General features: G+C 71.3%; 16 protein-coding genes and 1 pseudogene. 9 read left to right on the top strand and 8 right to left on the bottom strand.

All coding sequences use genetic code 11. The features are described from left to right. The first annotated feature begins 17 nt into the window (after positions 1-17). The 3 genes from AB0D08_RS30695 (at position 18) to AB0D08_RS30685 (ending at position 2,016) form a co-directional block, all read left to right on the top strand. Positions 18-575, top strand: a complete 558-nt coding sequence (locus AB0D08_RS30695) for an SMI1/KNR4 family protein (RefSeq protein ID WP_359893457.1) — start codon at positions 18-20, stop codon at positions 573-575. Continuing rightward, positions 481-1,752, top strand: a complete 1,272-nt coding sequence (locus AB0D08_RS30690) for a helix-turn-helix transcriptional regulator (RefSeq protein WP_359893455.1) — start codon at positions 481-483, stop codon at positions 1,750-1,752. Before AB0D08_RS30695 ends, AB0D08_RS30690 begins: the two co-directional genes overlap by 95 nt. A 99-nt stretch (positions 1,753-1,851) precedes the next feature. After that, positions 1,852-2,016, top strand: a complete 165-nt coding sequence (locus AB0D08_RS30685; protein WP_359893453.1) for a hypothetical protein — start codon at positions 1,852-1,854, stop codon at positions 2,014-2,016. A gap of 308 nt (positions 2,017-2,324) precedes the next feature. Here AB0D08_RS30685 and AB0D08_RS30680 read toward each other — a convergent pair whose 3' ends face one another. The 4 genes from AB0D08_RS30680 to AB0D08_RS30665 all read right to left on the bottom strand — a co-directional run bounded on the left by AB0D08_RS30680 (position 2,325) and on the right by AB0D08_RS30665 (position 7,101). Beyond that, positions 2,325-3,248 carry a site-specific integrase gene (locus AB0D08_RS30680; RefSeq protein WP_359893452.1) on the bottom strand — a complete coding sequence of 308 codons (924 nt, stop codon included), beginning with the start codon at positions 3,246-3,248 and terminating at the stop codon, positions 2,325-2,327. Positions 3,249-3,608: 360 nt separating this feature from the next. Continuing rightward, positions 3,609-4,190 carry a hypothetical protein gene (locus tag AB0D08_RS30675; RefSeq protein WP_359893450.1) on the bottom strand — a complete coding sequence of 194 codons (582 nt, stop codon included), beginning with the start codon at positions 4,188-4,190 and terminating at the stop codon, positions 3,609-3,611. A 1,051-nt stretch (positions 4,191-5,241) separates the two neighbouring features. Next, the gene (locus tag AB0D08_RS30670) at positions 5,242-6,051 is read right to left on the bottom strand and encodes a hypothetical protein (RefSeq protein ID WP_359893449.1); all 810 of its coding nucleotides are present in this window, start codon (positions 6,049-6,051) and stop codon (positions 5,242-5,244) included. Between the two features lie 24 nt (positions 6,052-6,075). Continuing rightward, complete coding sequence (locus tag AB0D08_RS30665; protein WP_359893447.1) at positions 6,076-7,101, bottom strand: hypothetical protein; 1,026 nt, start codon at positions 7,099-7,101, stop codon at positions 6,076-6,078. Between the two features lie 175 nt (positions 7,102-7,276). Here AB0D08_RS30665 and AB0D08_RS30660 point away from each other — a divergent pair, with 175 nt between their 5' ends. The 4 genes from AB0D08_RS30660 to AB0D08_RS30645 all read left to right on the top strand — a co-directional run bounded on the left by AB0D08_RS30660 (position 7,277) and on the right by AB0D08_RS30645 (position 10,188). Further along, positions 7,277-8,029 (top strand): AbrB/MazE/SpoVT family DNA-binding domain-containing protein, encoded by a 753-nt coding sequence (locus AB0D08_RS30660; RefSeq protein ID WP_359893445.1) that lies wholly within the window; start codon positions 7,277-7,279, stop codon positions 8,027-8,029. Between the two features lie 90 nt (positions 8,030-8,119). After that, positions 8,120-8,977: a hypothetical protein gene (locus AB0D08_RS30655; RefSeq protein WP_359893444.1), complete on the top strand. Its 858-nt coding sequence runs from the start codon at positions 8,120-8,122 to the stop codon at positions 8,975-8,977. Positions 8,978-9,063: 86 nt separating this feature from the next. Beyond that, complete coding sequence (locus AB0D08_RS30650; RefSeq protein WP_359893442.1) at positions 9,064-9,753, top strand: hypothetical protein; 690 nt, start codon at positions 9,064-9,066, stop codon at positions 9,751-9,753. 228 nt (positions 9,754-9,981) lie between these two features. Next, positions 9,982-10,188, top strand: coding sequence for a hypothetical protein (locus AB0D08_RS30645; protein WP_359893440.1), 207 nt, complete (start codon positions 9,982-9,984; stop codon positions 10,186-10,188). Positions 10,189-10,325: 137 nt separating this feature from the next. On the opposite strand, the gene AB0D08_RS30640 is transcribed toward AB0D08_RS30645, so the two are convergent. After that, a complete protein-coding gene (locus tag AB0D08_RS30640; protein WP_359893438.1) occupies positions 10,326-10,859 on the bottom strand; it encodes a hypothetical protein in 534 nt (177 codons plus the stop codon). Positions 10,860-10,938: 79 nt separating this feature from the next. Between AB0D08_RS30640 and AB0D08_RS30635 the strand changes: the two genes are divergently transcribed. Then, positions 10,939-11,358 (top strand): hypothetical protein, encoded by a 420-nt coding sequence (locus tag AB0D08_RS30635; protein WP_359893436.1) that lies wholly within the window; start codon positions 10,939-10,941, stop codon positions 11,356-11,358. A gap of 46 nt (positions 11,359-11,404) precedes the next feature. Here the strand turns inward: AB0D08_RS30635 and AB0D08_RS30630 are convergent, their stop codons facing one another. Then, positions 11,405-11,596 (bottom strand): hypothetical protein, encoded by a 192-nt coding sequence (locus tag AB0D08_RS30630; protein WP_359893434.1) that lies wholly within the window; start codon positions 11,594-11,596, stop codon positions 11,405-11,407. A 268-nt stretch (positions 11,597-11,864) separates the two neighbouring features. Here AB0D08_RS30630 and AB0D08_RS30625 point away from each other — a divergent pair. Next, positions 11,865-12,164 (top strand): annotated as a pseudogene (locus tag AB0D08_RS30625) (Tn3 family transposase); the annotation flags it as partial. 172 nt (positions 12,165-12,336) lie between these two features. Here AB0D08_RS30625 and AB0D08_RS30620 read toward each other — a convergent pair. Together AB0D08_RS30620 and AB0D08_RS30615 are read right to left on the bottom strand one after the other, a co-directional pair. Continuing rightward, positions 12,337-12,588 (bottom strand): hypothetical protein, encoded by a 252-nt coding sequence (locus AB0D08_RS30620; protein ID WP_359893432.1) that lies wholly within the window; start codon positions 12,586-12,588, stop codon positions 12,337-12,339. A 162-nt stretch (positions 12,589-12,750) separates the two neighbouring features. Further along, positions 12,751-13,668: a recombinase family protein gene (locus AB0D08_RS30615; RefSeq protein ID WP_359893431.1), complete on the bottom strand. Its 918-nt coding sequence runs from the start codon at positions 13,666-13,668 to the stop codon at positions 12,751-12,753. Between the last annotated feature and the right edge of the window lie 200 nt (positions 13,669-13,868).

The following is a 13,868-nucleotide window of genomic DNA, read 5'->3' as shown; positions in this document are numbered from 1 at the left end:
CCACCATGGTGCGCATCGTGGAACTGCTGTCGTGCATCGGTCCGACTTGTGGTGACACGGTCGACTGGAGTGCGGTGGAGCAGTTCTACGGGACTCCCTTCCCTGCCGATTATCGCGCCTTTGTTGCCGAATTCGGCAGTGGATCGATCGAGCAGGTAGTCGGCATCCAAATTCCGGCCGTCACCTCGGATGAATGGCGTGGGAACACGGTTTCACGGCTCTCCGAGGAAGCGCTCGCGGATGAGACGGTGAACCGGTGGGGTCCCGCAGACCGGGGCCAGTACCGGCTCGAGGAACTGCTGATCTGGGGATGGACAGCTGGAGCTGACACCCTCTGCTGGATCACGACGGATCCAGACCCGGATCGGTGGCCGGTCGCGGTGTACTCGCGCGGAAGCCTTGAGTGGTCGGTATATCGCTGTGGGATGGCCGAATTCCTACTCAAGCTGCTAACCGGCGAGTGGCCGCAGTGGCCGATCAGTGACGACTCGCTCCAGGGCATGGCGGACCCGAGGTTCCTGCACGACACCGACGAGAAGGCGGGATGGGCATCGGGGAACGACCCGTGGGAGTAACCCGGGCAGGAGATCCTTTCAGGCCTGCCGCTGCGCGACGAACGCCGTCGCTGCGGAAATCAAGCAGTCCGAGGCGCTGGCCACCTGGCTTCGCGAGCAGCGCCGGCGCCTCGGACTGACCTACGCGGCGATGGCCACCAGGACGGACTACACCGCCTCCATGCTCTCCCGGGCCGCCAGCGGCCACCCGGTCCCGTCCTGGGAGATCGTCAGCCAGATCACACGGGCCTGCGAAGCCGACCAGGCCCGCGCCCGCAAACTGTGGAAGGCCGCCCGCTGGGCCCGCCAGGACCGGCTCAGACAAAAGCGCGTCCACGACGGGTACCGGGACTTCGTCACCCGCTACGACGACCAGCTCGCCATGCGCCCCGAACTCATCGCCGACTTCGGCCAGCTGCGCCGGGCGATGGTCGAACTGCGGGCGAAGGGCGGGCAGCCGTCCCTGGCGCAGCTGCACACGCGGGTCGGCCGGACGGAGTCCGGTGGCCACCGGCTGCCCCGCAGCAGTCTGAGCGCGATCCTGCGGGGCACGGCGGTGCCGCGGCAGGACCACGTGAAGGCCTTCGCACAGGCGATGGGTGTCTCGGCCCAGCGGGTCGTGAAGTGGGAGAAGGCGTGGAAGCGGGCCGAGAAGGCAGCAGCCGAACCGGTCCGCTTCCCACGGCCGCCGCGCCCGCTACGGCCGGCCGACGGCGACCGCGGCCCCGCCTCGGGAGGCCACTGTTCAGCTCTTGGGACCCTCGCCCGACGCCCGCGAGCCGTTCGACTCGTTCGTCGCGTTCGTCAGCAAGCCCTCCACCGTGGAGTGCAGGCAGGACGTCGACCTCCTGCTCGCCGTGCTGGGCTCCGCGTCGACGCCGATGCCGGGCGGACCGTGGTGGCCGGGGCCCCTGCCGCCGCATCCACCGGCTGGCCGCACGACCTCGGGCCTGCCCATCCGCGTCCCCCGGCGCTACGACCTCCACCCGTTCAGGCAGATGCGGGGCAGGGGCCTGCGCCCGGGCCGGCTCCACGTCGCTCTCGAGGTGGCAGGAGCCGGTGGCTTCGTGCGGCATGTCCACCCGGCCGTACCCGGCGCCGTTCACCCGGATCGGTGACCGGTACGGTCGTCTCCCCGTCCTTTCCGCCCCGGGTGCCACCGTGTTTTCAACCGCGCTCGGTCGTTGATCCGGTGTGAGCGATCTCGGATTCGACCGGATTGTGGTTCAGCCGGAGCTGGGGGCCGGTCCGCTCGGCTGCAGGTCCTGCTCCGATCCGAAGGCCACAGCAAGTACACGTGCACTACGGCAAGTCCACCAAGACCAACACCCCTGAGGACGTCGTGGTGAAGAGGGCCGAAGTCTGGGTCCCTGCCCGGGAGGGCTTCAAGAAGTGGCAGGCGGCGCAGGAGGCCGCTGCGGCGAAGGAGACCGCCACGGTGAGCGTGAGCGAAGCCGGGTGAGATCGCCCCGGCGCACCACCCGCCGGCGCGCCGGCCGAGGACCGGGCCGCTGAACGCTGGCCTCCGGTTCCGCACTCGGGCGCGGGCTGGGCGTCCGGGCAGTTGGAAGAAGCGGCGGCCGAGTGCCGACGGTGCGGTGAGCGCGGTGCCGATGTCTTGGCCGCGGATGTCGGCACCGTCGGCGCACGGTCCGCCCAGGACAGCGCCAGGCCACAGCGCGCGTTCAGAGGGCGCACACCTCCGAGCTGCCCCACAGTGGGTCCGCCGACGGCCACCTCCCCTCTCGCCGGCGGGGCCTTGGCCTGCGGTCAGCGTCGGGCGCCGCCGGGGGCCAGCAGGCTGGTGACGTCCGCCATGGCCTGGGCCGAGGGCTTGAAGTAGCGGCGGACGTTCTCCGCCTTCTTGTGCCGGGACTTGGCCATCAGCATCAGCTCGGAGGCGCCCTGCTCGCCGAGGTGGGTCAGGGAGGAGTGCCGGTACTCGTGCAGGTCCCAGCCGGTGCCCGGCCCGGCGTGGGCGGTGTGCTGGTCGAGCAGCGCGCGGGCCTGGCCGTAGGAGAGGCGGGCCAGGCCGGTGTCCGGGCAGACGTCCCGGGCGGCGAGCACCTTGCCGGAGCCGGGACGCCGGTGGGTGACGAACACCGGGCCGCGGGTGCGGCCCCTCAGCAGGCGCGGCAGCAGCCGGGCGGTTCCGGCGTCCCAGAACACCGTCTCCAGCACGTAGTCGGCGCGGGTCGCGCCGCGCCGGCGCACCTTGGGCTTGGTGCCCTTCGACTTCACCGGGCAGCGGCGCCCGGCCAGGTCCAGCTCCTCGATGTTGACGTCCAGGATCTCCTCGGAGCGGGCGCACGTCTCGTAGAGCATCCGCCACAGGGTTTTCTCCCGCAGGTGGACGTCCCGGCGGGCGACCAGCCGGTCGATCGCCATCTTCGAGCGCACCGGGGTGTCGGAGTCCGGCGGCGGCATCCGATTCGCCCAGGCCGGGACCGTCGGCCCGTCGTAGCCGCGCTCGGCGCACCAGCTCGTCCAGGAGAGCACCGCGCCGCGGCGGGCGTTCCAGGTGTTCACCGCCGAGCTGCCCCACAGCAGCTCCAGTGCCCCACCGATCTCGTCGTCCGCGACGGCGGCGAACGGCCGGCCCTCGCCGATGTGCTCGGCGGTCGGCAGCCCGGAGCGGAGTGCGCCGAGCCGGGCCGCCCGCGGCCCGGCGGCCCACCCTCGTAGAGCGACCACGCCTTCCCCTTCACGTCTCCCTCGTTCACCCCCACGCCTGCCCCAGCCGATCATTCGCTTGTCTACGGCGCCGCACCCGGCGCACGAACAGCCAGCGCGGAGCGCGCCGTAAGGCTCGTCAGACCTCCATGCACCACGCGCACCCGGCGACGGCGGTCGCCCGACCGGGGGCGGATCCGCGCGGCACTGCCCGCGCCCGTGACGCTGACGCCGTTGTCCACGGTGCTCACCTCCAGCGGGCCTGCCCCAAAGTGCCCGCCGCTCGGTACGGGCGGGCGAATGACGAGGCGACCTCCGGCACGCATTCGCGCACCGGAGCTCGCCTCGCCGCTCAGCACCGTTCAGGTGCGGGTGCTCGTCCTAGGCGGCGCGTCCCCACCGAGCGATGATCTCCGACGTCTCCTGCAGCCGCCGGAAGACGCCGCCGTTCATGGCGTCGACGGCCTTCTGAGCTTCCCGCCAGCCACGGAGGGGGTCCATCGCCATCTCCATGGCCTTGCGGTTCTCCTCCAACCGGCGGAAGACGGCGCTGTTCATGGCGTCGATGGCCTTCTGGGTCTGCTCCCACTGGCGGAGGGCGCCGCTGTTCATGGCGGTCTCCAGCGCCTTCTGGTTCTCCCGCCACCGCTGGAGCGGCGCGTCCATCGCGGCCTCCAGCGCCGCCTGGTTCTCCCGCCAGCGGCGGAGGGGGTCCATCGCCATCTCCATGGCCTTGCGGTTCTCCTCCAGCCGGCGGAAGACGCCGCCGTTCATGGCGTCGATGGCCGCCTGAATCCCCGGCAGGTCGAAGCCGAAGCCGGCCTCCGTCGCCCTGCCTCCGTCGAAGGTCTGGGCGGTCGGCTCGGCCTGACCGAGGATGATCCGCCGTGCCTGCGTGTAGGGCTCGCCCGTCTTCGCCATCCGCTCGCGGACGGCCTTCTTGAACATCTTGCTGTCAGTCATCGCTGAAGCTCTCTTCTGACGCGGTCCCGTGCTCCCCGCCTGACAGAACGCACAACGATGCGTCAGGACAACAGGAAGAATGTGCGAGTCGGGGACCCTTGGCCTCGTTGCGACCCCCGCACGGGCGGGGTCGATAGGCTCAGGCAGGCACTACTGCCAGAGCTATTGTAGCAATAGTCGAAATGCACGCAAGGCCCTTCGGAGCGCCGAGATGTATTTCTGCTCGATTGATATGGACAAAAGCCGCAAAACGCTACGTTGCATGCCGAGATTGGGCATCCCGCCCATCGACCCACACCGCCCCTGACCTGCACCTTTGGTGGTTTCGGCGAATTTTGCGCATGTGATTCACATCACATCGAGGCTTTTTGGATTTGGGCGTTCGGAAGTGAGCTTGGCCCGTGACGCGGGGGCGACCTGGTCGTTCTCGCTGATGGAAGAGAAGCGACCCGAGCTTCTTACCGCTCGCATGGCGAGCAGGTCTTTCGGCTCCCGGCACTGGCCCTCCGGGAAGGGGACGGGAGCGGAAACACCTCGGCGAAGGTCTCGCTCCCCACAGGGTTCGAGACCTTCGCCGTGCTCGGGGCCGGTGCCGCTAGTCAGTCTCCGCCCTCAGCCGCGCCAGCAGCTGGGTCGAGCGTCAGCAGCCCGGTGTCGTGCAGCTCGAACGTCCGGTACAACGCGAGGTCACCTGCGATCGTCGGGACGCCATGGCCGCGGTGGCGAGCTACAGGCCGATGCCCTCGGTGGCGGCGTCGTCCCAGGCCTGGGCGTCGCGGACGTAGCGGTGGAAGACCGGGCTGCCGTCGGCATGGCCGGATTGCTGGCGGAGCTTGTGCTCGGGCTTGCGGGCCTTGGTCCCGGCGGTGATCAGCCCGACCCGCAGGGAGTGGCCGGTGTGCCGGACGTCGAGCCGGGCGCGTTCGCTGAGCCGGGTGATGATCCGGCCGCAGCCGTCCGGGGTGAGCCGGGCGGTGCCGAGGTGGCCCCACTGGTCGACCGCGCGGAAGGCCGGCCCGTCGGCGAGGTCGGCGGCCTGCTTCCAGGCGAGCTAGCAGCGGACCGGGCAGCTGTCCTCGTGCTCGCCGTAGCCGACGACCACGGTGCGCTCCTCCTCGCCCTTGACCGGAGGGACGACCACCCGCAGGCCGCGGGACTCCAGGGTGATGCCGAGGGTGTCCAGGGCGCTCACCTGCGAGGCGCGTCCGGCGATGGCGAAGGACATGGTGCTCAGCGCGCGGTCGCGCAGCCGGGCCAGCTCCGGCTGCAGGTACTCGCGACGGCGGCGCCGTGACCCGGTGGCGCGGGGGATGAGCCGGGGCGCGGTGTTCATCGCCCGGAGCTGGTCGGGGGTGGTCGCCGGGGCCTGGCCGCGGCCGCTGGCCCGGCGGGCCGCGCCGAGCTCGGGGTCGTTACGCAGCTGCTTGAGCTTCTCCCGGGCCGCGGCGGTGGCCGCCTTCGGGGCCTCGACCCGGTGCTCCCGGCGGCAGGTGACGGTGACTCCGGCGATCCGACGCTCGATGCTGGACATCGCCGCGGCCTTCTCGGCGTCCAGCCAGATGACGAAGCCGACCAGGGTGCCGGTGGTGACCGCGGTGTCGGGCAGCCGGTGGCCGGCCCGCGGGGCGAGCCAGTCCAGGTACTCGATCCACAGCGCCCAGTCCCGGGCGTACCCGGTCTTCGTCTTGTGCGGCCGGTGGTCAGTGAGGTGCTGCTCGGCGACCTGGTCGAGCGCCGCCAGCACGGCGGCGGTGACCGGGTCCGGCCGGGCCGGACCGGGCAGCGCGATGGTGGGGGAAGCGCCGGTGGGCTGGATCTCGCCCTCCAGCGTCGGCCCAGCCCCGGTCTCCTCAGTGCTCACCCGGTATCTCCTCTCCATTGCCGGTCACTTCCCTCCACCCATGCACACGTCGCACGAATCCTGGCCGGGGCTCGGCGGGAAGAGCGCACCGCAGTAGCCGCACTCGTCAATCTCCGAGGACTGCTCGCCGCAGTTGAAGCAGATCAATATCTCGGCATCCGGGTCGGCCGGGTCGGCGGCGGTGACCGCGTCAATGACAAGGGCCCGGGTATCGCACTTCCGGCACCATCGCACCGGCGACGGTCCACCGTTGACCGCCCAGTCCCTGCCGGTGCTGAGAACCGTCCCCGCGTAGGCGAACGCCGCATCGTCGGGCTCCTGCCGGTGGTGGCAGTACCGGCAGCGGGTCCCGTCCCCGAGAACCAGGGCGAACTGGCCGCAGTCCGGGCATTTCACTGTGCGGGGCTTCACCGGTTCCAGCTCGGGGGCGAGCCTGCGCATCCGCGCCGTGACGTAGCCGCGGATCGCGTCGAGGCCCTCGCGGATGAGCCGCAGGCTCTCGGCGACCTCGCCGTCCGGCGGGGCGGCGTTGGGCAGCACCTCCTTGTCCACGAAGTGGACAAGGAACTCCAGGACTTCCGCCGCGTTGGCCTCGATCACGTACCGGTTGACCTTGGCATCGTGGGGCCGGCCGTAGTGCTGGAGCTGGTTTCGGAGCTTGGCCAGCTGCTTGAGCCTGGTCTTCTCCTTGTCGCTGATGTCGATCCCGGCGATGTCGGTCAGCCGGGTGAGGGTCTGCTCGACGGTGCAGCTGCTCAGGGTGCCGTCGTCCAGCTCGCTGCGCTTGGCCTCGCCGGGGTTCTTGAAGACCAGGCTCCAGTGCTCCTGTTCCAGTCGGTACTTGAGCAGGCACTCGGCGGCGGCCTGCAGGTGCACCACGGCGTACTTCAGGCTCCGCCGGTCGACCTTGTCGCCCCGCAGGTGCTCAACCACGCTGACCATGTAGTCCAGGCCGTTCTCGACCGGCGGGTAGTGCACCTCGTCGTACAGCTCTGCCGTAGTACCGGTGCTGTCCCCGGTCTGTGTCTCGTTCTTCTGTCGGTCCGTCATCGCGGTGCGCTCCCCTCGCTCCGGCGGCCGATGGTGACGGGTCGTCATGTCCCGGTCTGTCGCGTAGGATATGGCAGCTTATCCGACGCCACAACACCCGTGGACCGGAGCGCTAGAAGGTGAGCATGAAGGACTGATGCTCACCAAGGGTCACTGTGCAGCCTAGAATTCGGCAATGGACAACAACACCGAAGCCGTGGCGCGAAGCACGGTCGGGCAGCGCGGGCGCCTGATGATCCCCGCCGCGCTCCAGCGGGTCGCGGGCATCGCCGAGGGCACCAGGGTGGTCCTGCGGGTCACCACGGACGGCACGATCACGGTCGAGACCGTCTGGGCCCTGGCTCTGCGGCTGCGCTCCAGCGTCGGCCGGATGCTGCCGCCGCCGGGCGCGGTGAGCGTGCGATGGGGCGGGCGGCCTGGTCGGCCGGACGGCGTCCGGCCCACCGACCCGCTCCCCCGCAGCAGCGAGCCGAACTGGCTGGAGGCGGCCGGGTACGCCGAGGCCACCGGCACCGGACCACTGACGGTGCTGACCGCCGACGCGGTGCTGTCCTGGCTCGCCGGGGCGGACGGCACCGGCCCGGGCGGCCCGCTGGCGTCCGCGCTGCCGCACGCAGTACTGCCCGAGCAGGCGGTCGGCCAGCTGGTCACCCACCTGGTGAAGGCCGGCGCCCGCGACCAGGTGGACGCCGTGCTCGGCGACCTGCAGCTGCTCGGCCTCCAGCTGGCCGCCCCCAGCGACGGGCACGCCGACCTGGCCCACGACACCGCCACCGCGTTGGAGCTGGTCACCGACGCCGCCCGGGACGGCGGCGAGCTCGACTTCACCGACGCGCTGTGCGCCGCCGTCGCCCTCCGGCTCGGCCTGCTCCTGATCTCCGCGGGTAACCCGCCGCAGCCCGCCGACCAGCACCGACCAGGAGAGTGACGCAGATCACATTGGCCCGGGCGAGATTCTCTGTCGCTTACCCGGCCTCCCGCGCCCGGAGGGTGACCAACGTTCCACGGAGGACACCCGATGACCAACCAGTACGTCGACGTCAGCAGCCCGAGCGGCACGACTCTCGCCCGTCGGGCCGACCCCTCGTCGGCCCGCTTCCACCTGGTGAACGACGAGGAGGTGCTCACCATCGACCACCCTGACGAGGGTAAGAAGACGTACAAGATGCAGGAGACCCTCGCGATCGGGGGGCTGACCAAGTGGCTGACCTACGTCAACCCCGAGCTGCCCGACGAGCCGTTCAACCAGGTCCGGGCCGCGGTCGCCGCCCGCGACGCCGCGCTGGCGCTGCCCGACAACGGTGACCTCGCGCTGTTCGGCAGGCTGGTTCTCCGCTTCAAGCGCAGCGCTCGGTGGACCGAAGCGGTCTCCACCGCGCTACTCGGCGACTGGATCACGCCGCTCCACGACGGCACCGGCCTGGGCCTTCCCGCACTCGACCAGCTCCGGAAGGAAGGCCGAACGATCCACACCCAGCTGGTGCCGCTGTGGGAGCGGCGCACCTACGGCAACCGTCGGGTGCTCCAACTGGAGAAGCCGTCGGTCGGCGGCGGCACGCTGCGGGACCTCCTCGCGGACCGGCACCTGCCTGACGACCCGCTGCTCGATCAGGTCCCCGGCGACCGCCGACTGGCCGCCGTCCTGCAGCAACTCGCCCCCGATGAGCGCGCCGTCGTCCTCGCCCTCGGCTACCCCGGCATCATCACCTGGCCCGAGGCCGCCGAGCACGCCGGCAGCCCCCAGCCGGAGAAGGACGGGGAGAGGGTCCGCCGCAAGGTCGACCGCGTGGTCCGCGAACTGCGTCGGCGGGATGGGCAGCGCGTCGACGGCCCGTCCGGGCTGTGGACCCCGGCCCGGAACGGGGGTGCACGATGACCGAGGTCGCGACTTTCGACATCCACCGGTCCAACAGCGGGGCCATGTTGTCGGCCATCGGGCCCACGTGGAGCTGGCACGGCGGCGTGGCAGAGGCCATCCGGAGAGTCGCGCCCCTCGCTGCGGACGGGAACACGGAGGTCACGGTGATGGCCGCGCTGCTCGGCCGCAACGGCGTACTTGTAGGGCAGGGCGACATCGCCCCGTTCTTCGGCCATACCTTCCTCGGCCTGCCGATCAGCGACCGGTGGACGCAGGCCATCTCAACGGCCTTGATCGGTAGCTGGGCCGATCCCCTCGACGCCCCCGGAGGCAAGGCCGAGATGGAGGCCGCATTCGGGCTGCTCCACCGCGAGGTCCGGGCGATCCATCTCCAGCTGGTGCCTCTGTGGCGGCGGCGTACCTACGGCAACAAGCGGGTCACCCTGCTGGAGACGCCGGTGAACGAGGGCATGACCCTGCGGGACCTGCTCGCCGATCGGCAGCTGCCCGACGACCTGCTGCTCGATCGGGTCCCTGGCGACCGGCGCCTGGCCGCCGTCCTGGACCGGCTCGCCCCGGCCGAGCTGGCCGTCGTCCTCGCCCGCGGCCACCGAGGCGTTGCCACCTGGGCCGAGGCCGCCGAGCTCGCCGGCAGCACCTGGCCAGAGAAGGACGGGGAGAAGGTCCGCCGCAAGGTCGGCCGCGCGGTGCAGGAACTGCGTCGGCAAGACGGCCAGCGCACGCATGGGCCGACCGGCTTGTGGACCCCGGCCCGGAACGGCGGTGCCCGGTGACCGGCTTCGTCCTCTCTGCAGCGGCGGACTGCGCCGGTGGTCTGGCAGCGGCTGGTATTGCGGCTCTCGCCGCCTGGGGCGTTCGGAAAATCAAGCGGAAGGCGGGTGGGTCGCGGTGATGGAGGGGTACGAGGAGCCCCAGGTTGGCATCGTCGTCCACCAGGGGACGCACTGCATGGTGCCGGTCGACGTCCCGTTGGAGACGGTCCACCAGCCGGGGCCCCCACCGTGAGCACCATCGTCTTCATCGGCACCAACGGCTACCTCGAATACGACCTCGCCCTCGGAGACTGCGTCGTGTTCGACGGGGCGCTCACGCCGCACGGCCGGACGTCTCTCGCCGCGGGGGAGAGCGTCGTCCTCATCAGCCTCGGCTTCCGTGCCCAGGGGCAGGCCGCGCGTACGGTCGCGCACCTCCCCCCGGCCCCGCGCTGAGACCGGCGAGCGCCTGGTCAACGCCCGAGGGCGTGACACCGATGAGGTGTCACGCCCTCGGGCGTTCTGCCTGTTCCTCAACACCCGGGTTCGGCGTGTATTGGAGGTATTGGATCTGTTGCAGGTATTGGAGCGGTTCACCTGGGGCGTGCTGCGCGCTGAGCGGCCGCGGCCCGTTCGCGGTGGGGCGCATTCGACTCGGCGCTCGATCCGTCGCTGTACCTCATGGTGCACAGCCGTCCCGGGGCGGCGCCGCACTGGGTGCAGGAGAGCTCGATCCACGCGGTCGCGGGGTCAGCTCCGGGGGTGATGCGGCCGCGGACCGGCGGCGGCGGTGCCGGCTGCCGGGGTTGTGGCGGCTGCTTGGGGCGCTTCGCGGTGGCTGTCGGGTCGCACGCGCCGTGGACCGGCTTGCCGCGGGAGCGTCGGGCGTTGCTGTAGAGCGTCGGGGTCTCCTTGGCCGGGTGTCCGCAGATCGCGCAGACCAGGGGGCCGCGGCGCGGCGCGGGCCGGGAGGCGTTTCTCGCCTTCTGCGCGGGGACAGTGTCGGTGGTCCCGTCGGGGCGGGTCACGGTGACCTCGGAGGCCGGCGGGACGTCGTGCGAGCGGAGGCGGGGGGTCGCGGTGTGGGTCTGCCCCTTGCGGCCGCCCCTGCCGATTCGTCCGGTCATGGCAGCAGGTTAGGGCCGTGGGCATCGCGCGGGTGACGACGACGCGGTGTCAGATGTATTGGAGCCTTTGGAGGCATTGATGACCGGTCACTCCGCCGTTCCGTGCTCGTTGTCCATGGGACGGTACGCCGCCCCGCCCGGGGAGCGGGGCCGGATGACGGTGGAGGTCGACGTGGCCGGCTGGCTGCAGGTGGGGCGGAGCGTGGTGCGCACGGACCAGGTGGTCGCGGTGGACATGTCTCCCTTGCGGGAGGAGAAGGTCCGCCTGGAGGTCCGGCTCGTCGGCGGCGGCCAGGCAGAGCTGGGAGTCTGCCCGGCGGCGAAGGCACCGGGGCTGGTCACGGAGTTCCCGTCGCTGCTGGCGGGCCACCCGAACCTGATCCTGCGGGCGGTTCGGGACGACGCCGACCTGGTGGTCGGCTGGAGGTCCGCCGCGGGCGTGGACAAGGCCCACCAGTCGGTCCCGAACCCGGCCGCGGCGGTTGTCCCGGTGACCTGAGGACGGCCGGCGACCCCGGCCCCGGTGCCGAGGCCGACCGCTGCTGTCACTTGCCGGTGAGGGTCACGATCGCGGAGTCCCAGTCCGGGCCGTTGTTCACGATGGCCGACAGCACGATGTCGGTGTGGCCGGTCCAGTCGTTCACCGGCTCCTCGACGTTGGACTTGCAGGCCTTCGTGATCTGGTCGCCGCCGAGGTAGCTCCCGAGGTGCATGTTGACGGCTTGAGCTCGACGCACCCCTTGATCGCCTCGACGTAGCCCTTCACGCGGAAGCCGCGGTCACGTACAGGCGGGCGATGCCGTTCACGGAGCCGTCCGGGGCGCTGGCGTCGAGGGTGATCTGCTGCTCCGGGGTGTAGCCGCGGGGGGCGGCGGTCGCGGCCGGCGTGGATGCGAGCAGGGCTGCGGCGAGCAAGGCAACGGCGGAGCGGCGCATGGGGCACTTCGGCCCGGTCCGGGTCGCGCAGAGGCCGCAGGCCACCGGGCATGTCGGGCAGCAGGAAACCTGCGCCTGGCCGACGAACCGTCCTACCGGCGCCAGATCAAGGCCCAGGCCAACCTCCAGGAGGGCCGCCACGCGCTCGCCCGCAAGATCTTCCACGGCCGCGCTGGCCAGCTCTACCAGCACTACCAGGAGGGCATGGAGGACCAGATCGGCGCGCTCGGCCTGGTCCTCGACGCCCTGGTGCTGTTCAACACCCGCTACATGGACGCCGCCCTCGATCGCCTGCGCGCCGACGGCTTTGACGTCCGCGACCAGGATGTCGCCCGCCTCTCCCCGTTCGTGCGCCACCACGTCAACATTGCTCGGCCGGTACAGCTTGGGGCCCCAAGGGGCCGCAGGCCGAGCGGGTCGTCCCGATCGGCTGACCGGCGTCGCGCCCGGCCCAGGCCCGCAGGCGAGCTGCCGGGCGCGCACACCCACCCGGTCCGACCCATCTGGCGATCGGTGAAGGTCCCTGTCGGAGGGCAGCCGGCTACCGGCCGGCTGCGGCGTCCTCGATCGCGGCGAGCAGGCGGGCGTGGACGGCGCCGGCGGCCTTGCGGGTGGCAGGGTCCGTGTCCTCCAGTTGTGGTGCGATGAGCTCGGCGGCGGCGGCGAGGACCGGCACGGGGACGGTTGCCGAGCGCAGGTGCAGCAGCTGGGCGGCGGCCTTCTCGCCGGGCGTCGCCTGGGTGCGGGCGGTGGGGATGAGGGAGTTCAGGCCGCGCGGCTGAGTGCTGGTCACCTGCCTCATTCTCCCGCGCGCCGGACGGTGGTGTTCACCACGGCCGGTCGGCCGGCACCCCGGCGGGCGGGGTGCCGTGCTGGTGACGACCACTTCGGCAGCGGCCGCTACTGCGGCCTCGGGGAGCATCGGTACAGCGGTTATCGGCGAGAACGATCATGGTCAGGGCGCGAGCGCGCTGACCCTGTTCTCGTACTCGCGGCGGGCTTTGCGCTGGGCCGGCACTGCGGGAAGGCCTTGGCCGCCGTCGAGCGGTTGGCAGCGGGCGAGGAGCTGACGGTGTACGGCGGGGACGGCGCTGACGCGCAGGGTGTAGCCCTGGCCGCGCCGTACGACCACCCCCAGGTCGAGCGCGGCCCGCTCGGCAGGCTCCAGGTCGCCCGAGCGCAGGAAGTCTGCAACCTTGCCCGGCATGTCGAGGAGGACCGGCAACTCCGGGGTTGGGGCGTCCGCCTCGATGGTGGCGTGGTCGGGCAGGAGGTCGGCGACGGCGGTTCGGATCGCGCCGCGGCTGACTCTGTGGTCGCGGGCGAGGGCGGAGATGGAGTGGCCCTCCAGGTACGCGGCGCGGACGGCGCCGGTCTGGTCGGCCTGTACGGCGGGGCGTCGTCCACCCTTGTTGCCCTTGGCCTCGGCGGCGCGCAGACCGTCGTAGGTCAGCTCGCGCTGGAGGTCGCGCTGGAGTTCGCCGGCGGCGGCGAGGGTCTGCACCATGAACTTCACGGTGGACAACAGTTCGCCGGTGCGCGGGTGGCGGGCGGTGAGGTCCATGGCGGAGAATGCGCCGTCGTGGATGCGCAGGGCGAGGCGGCCCTGGTGGAGGACGTCGAGCACGTCGAGGATGTGGCCGGTGCCGCGCACCAGGCGGAACATCTCGGAGATGTGCACGGTGTCGCCCGGCCGCGCGTACGTCAGCAGTTCGCCGAACTTCGGGCGCTGGAGGGGGTGGAGGCGGCTGGAGGTACCCGGCGGTTCCTCGAAGACGACCGGGTTCTCGATCCCGGCTTCGTGAAGGACGAGGTTCTGCCGGGCGGTGGACTGCTGGTCGGTCGAGACCCGCTTGTAGACCAGGTTCGCCACCGAGGGGCCCCTTCCGTACGGAGGATCGGACCCTATCTGTCGTCAAACCCCGTCAGCAATCACCATCGGATCTGATTGGATTCGCGCCGCCGCGAACCCCCGGATTGCACGGGTTCATTGGATATCCCCGTACATATGCATCGGGCCGTTCGATCGGGCAAGGTGGGGGCAGACGGGAACGGACCGTGGCCGGCGCGGCC

Origin of the sequence: Kitasatospora sp. NPDC048540 (assembly GCF_040651175.1) — a bacterium.
GTDB lineage: Bacteria > Actinomycetota > Actinomycetes > Streptomycetales > Streptomycetaceae > Kitasatospora.
This window is presented reverse-complemented; position numbering and strand designations above follow the sequence as displayed.

Bases quoted from the DNA above. Each gene is read 5' to 3' on its own strand.
- AB0D08_RS30665 (WP_359893447.1), bottom strand. From the start codon at position 7,101: ATGACGGACCGACAGAAGAACGAGACACAGACCGGGGACAGCACCGGT.
- AB0D08_RS30675 (WP_359893450.1), bottom strand. From the start codon at position 4,190: ATGACTGACAGCAAGATGTTCAAGAAGGCCGTCCGCGAGCGGATGGCG.
- AB0D08_RS30660 (WP_359893445.1), top strand. From the start codon at position 7,277: ATGGACAACAACACCGAAGCCGTGGCGCGAAGCACGGTCGGGCAGCGC.
- AB0D08_RS30635 (WP_359893436.1), top strand. From the start codon at position 10,939: ATGACCGGTCACTCCGCCGTTCCGTGCTCGTTGTCCATGGGACGGTAC.
- AB0D08_RS30640 (WP_359893438.1), bottom strand. From the start codon at position 10,859: ATGACCGGACGAATCGGCAGGGGCGGCCGCAAGGGGCAGACCCACACC.
- AB0D08_RS30655 (WP_359893444.1), top strand. From the start codon at position 8,120: ATGACCAACCAGTACGTCGACGTCAGCAGCCCGAGCGGCACGACTCTC.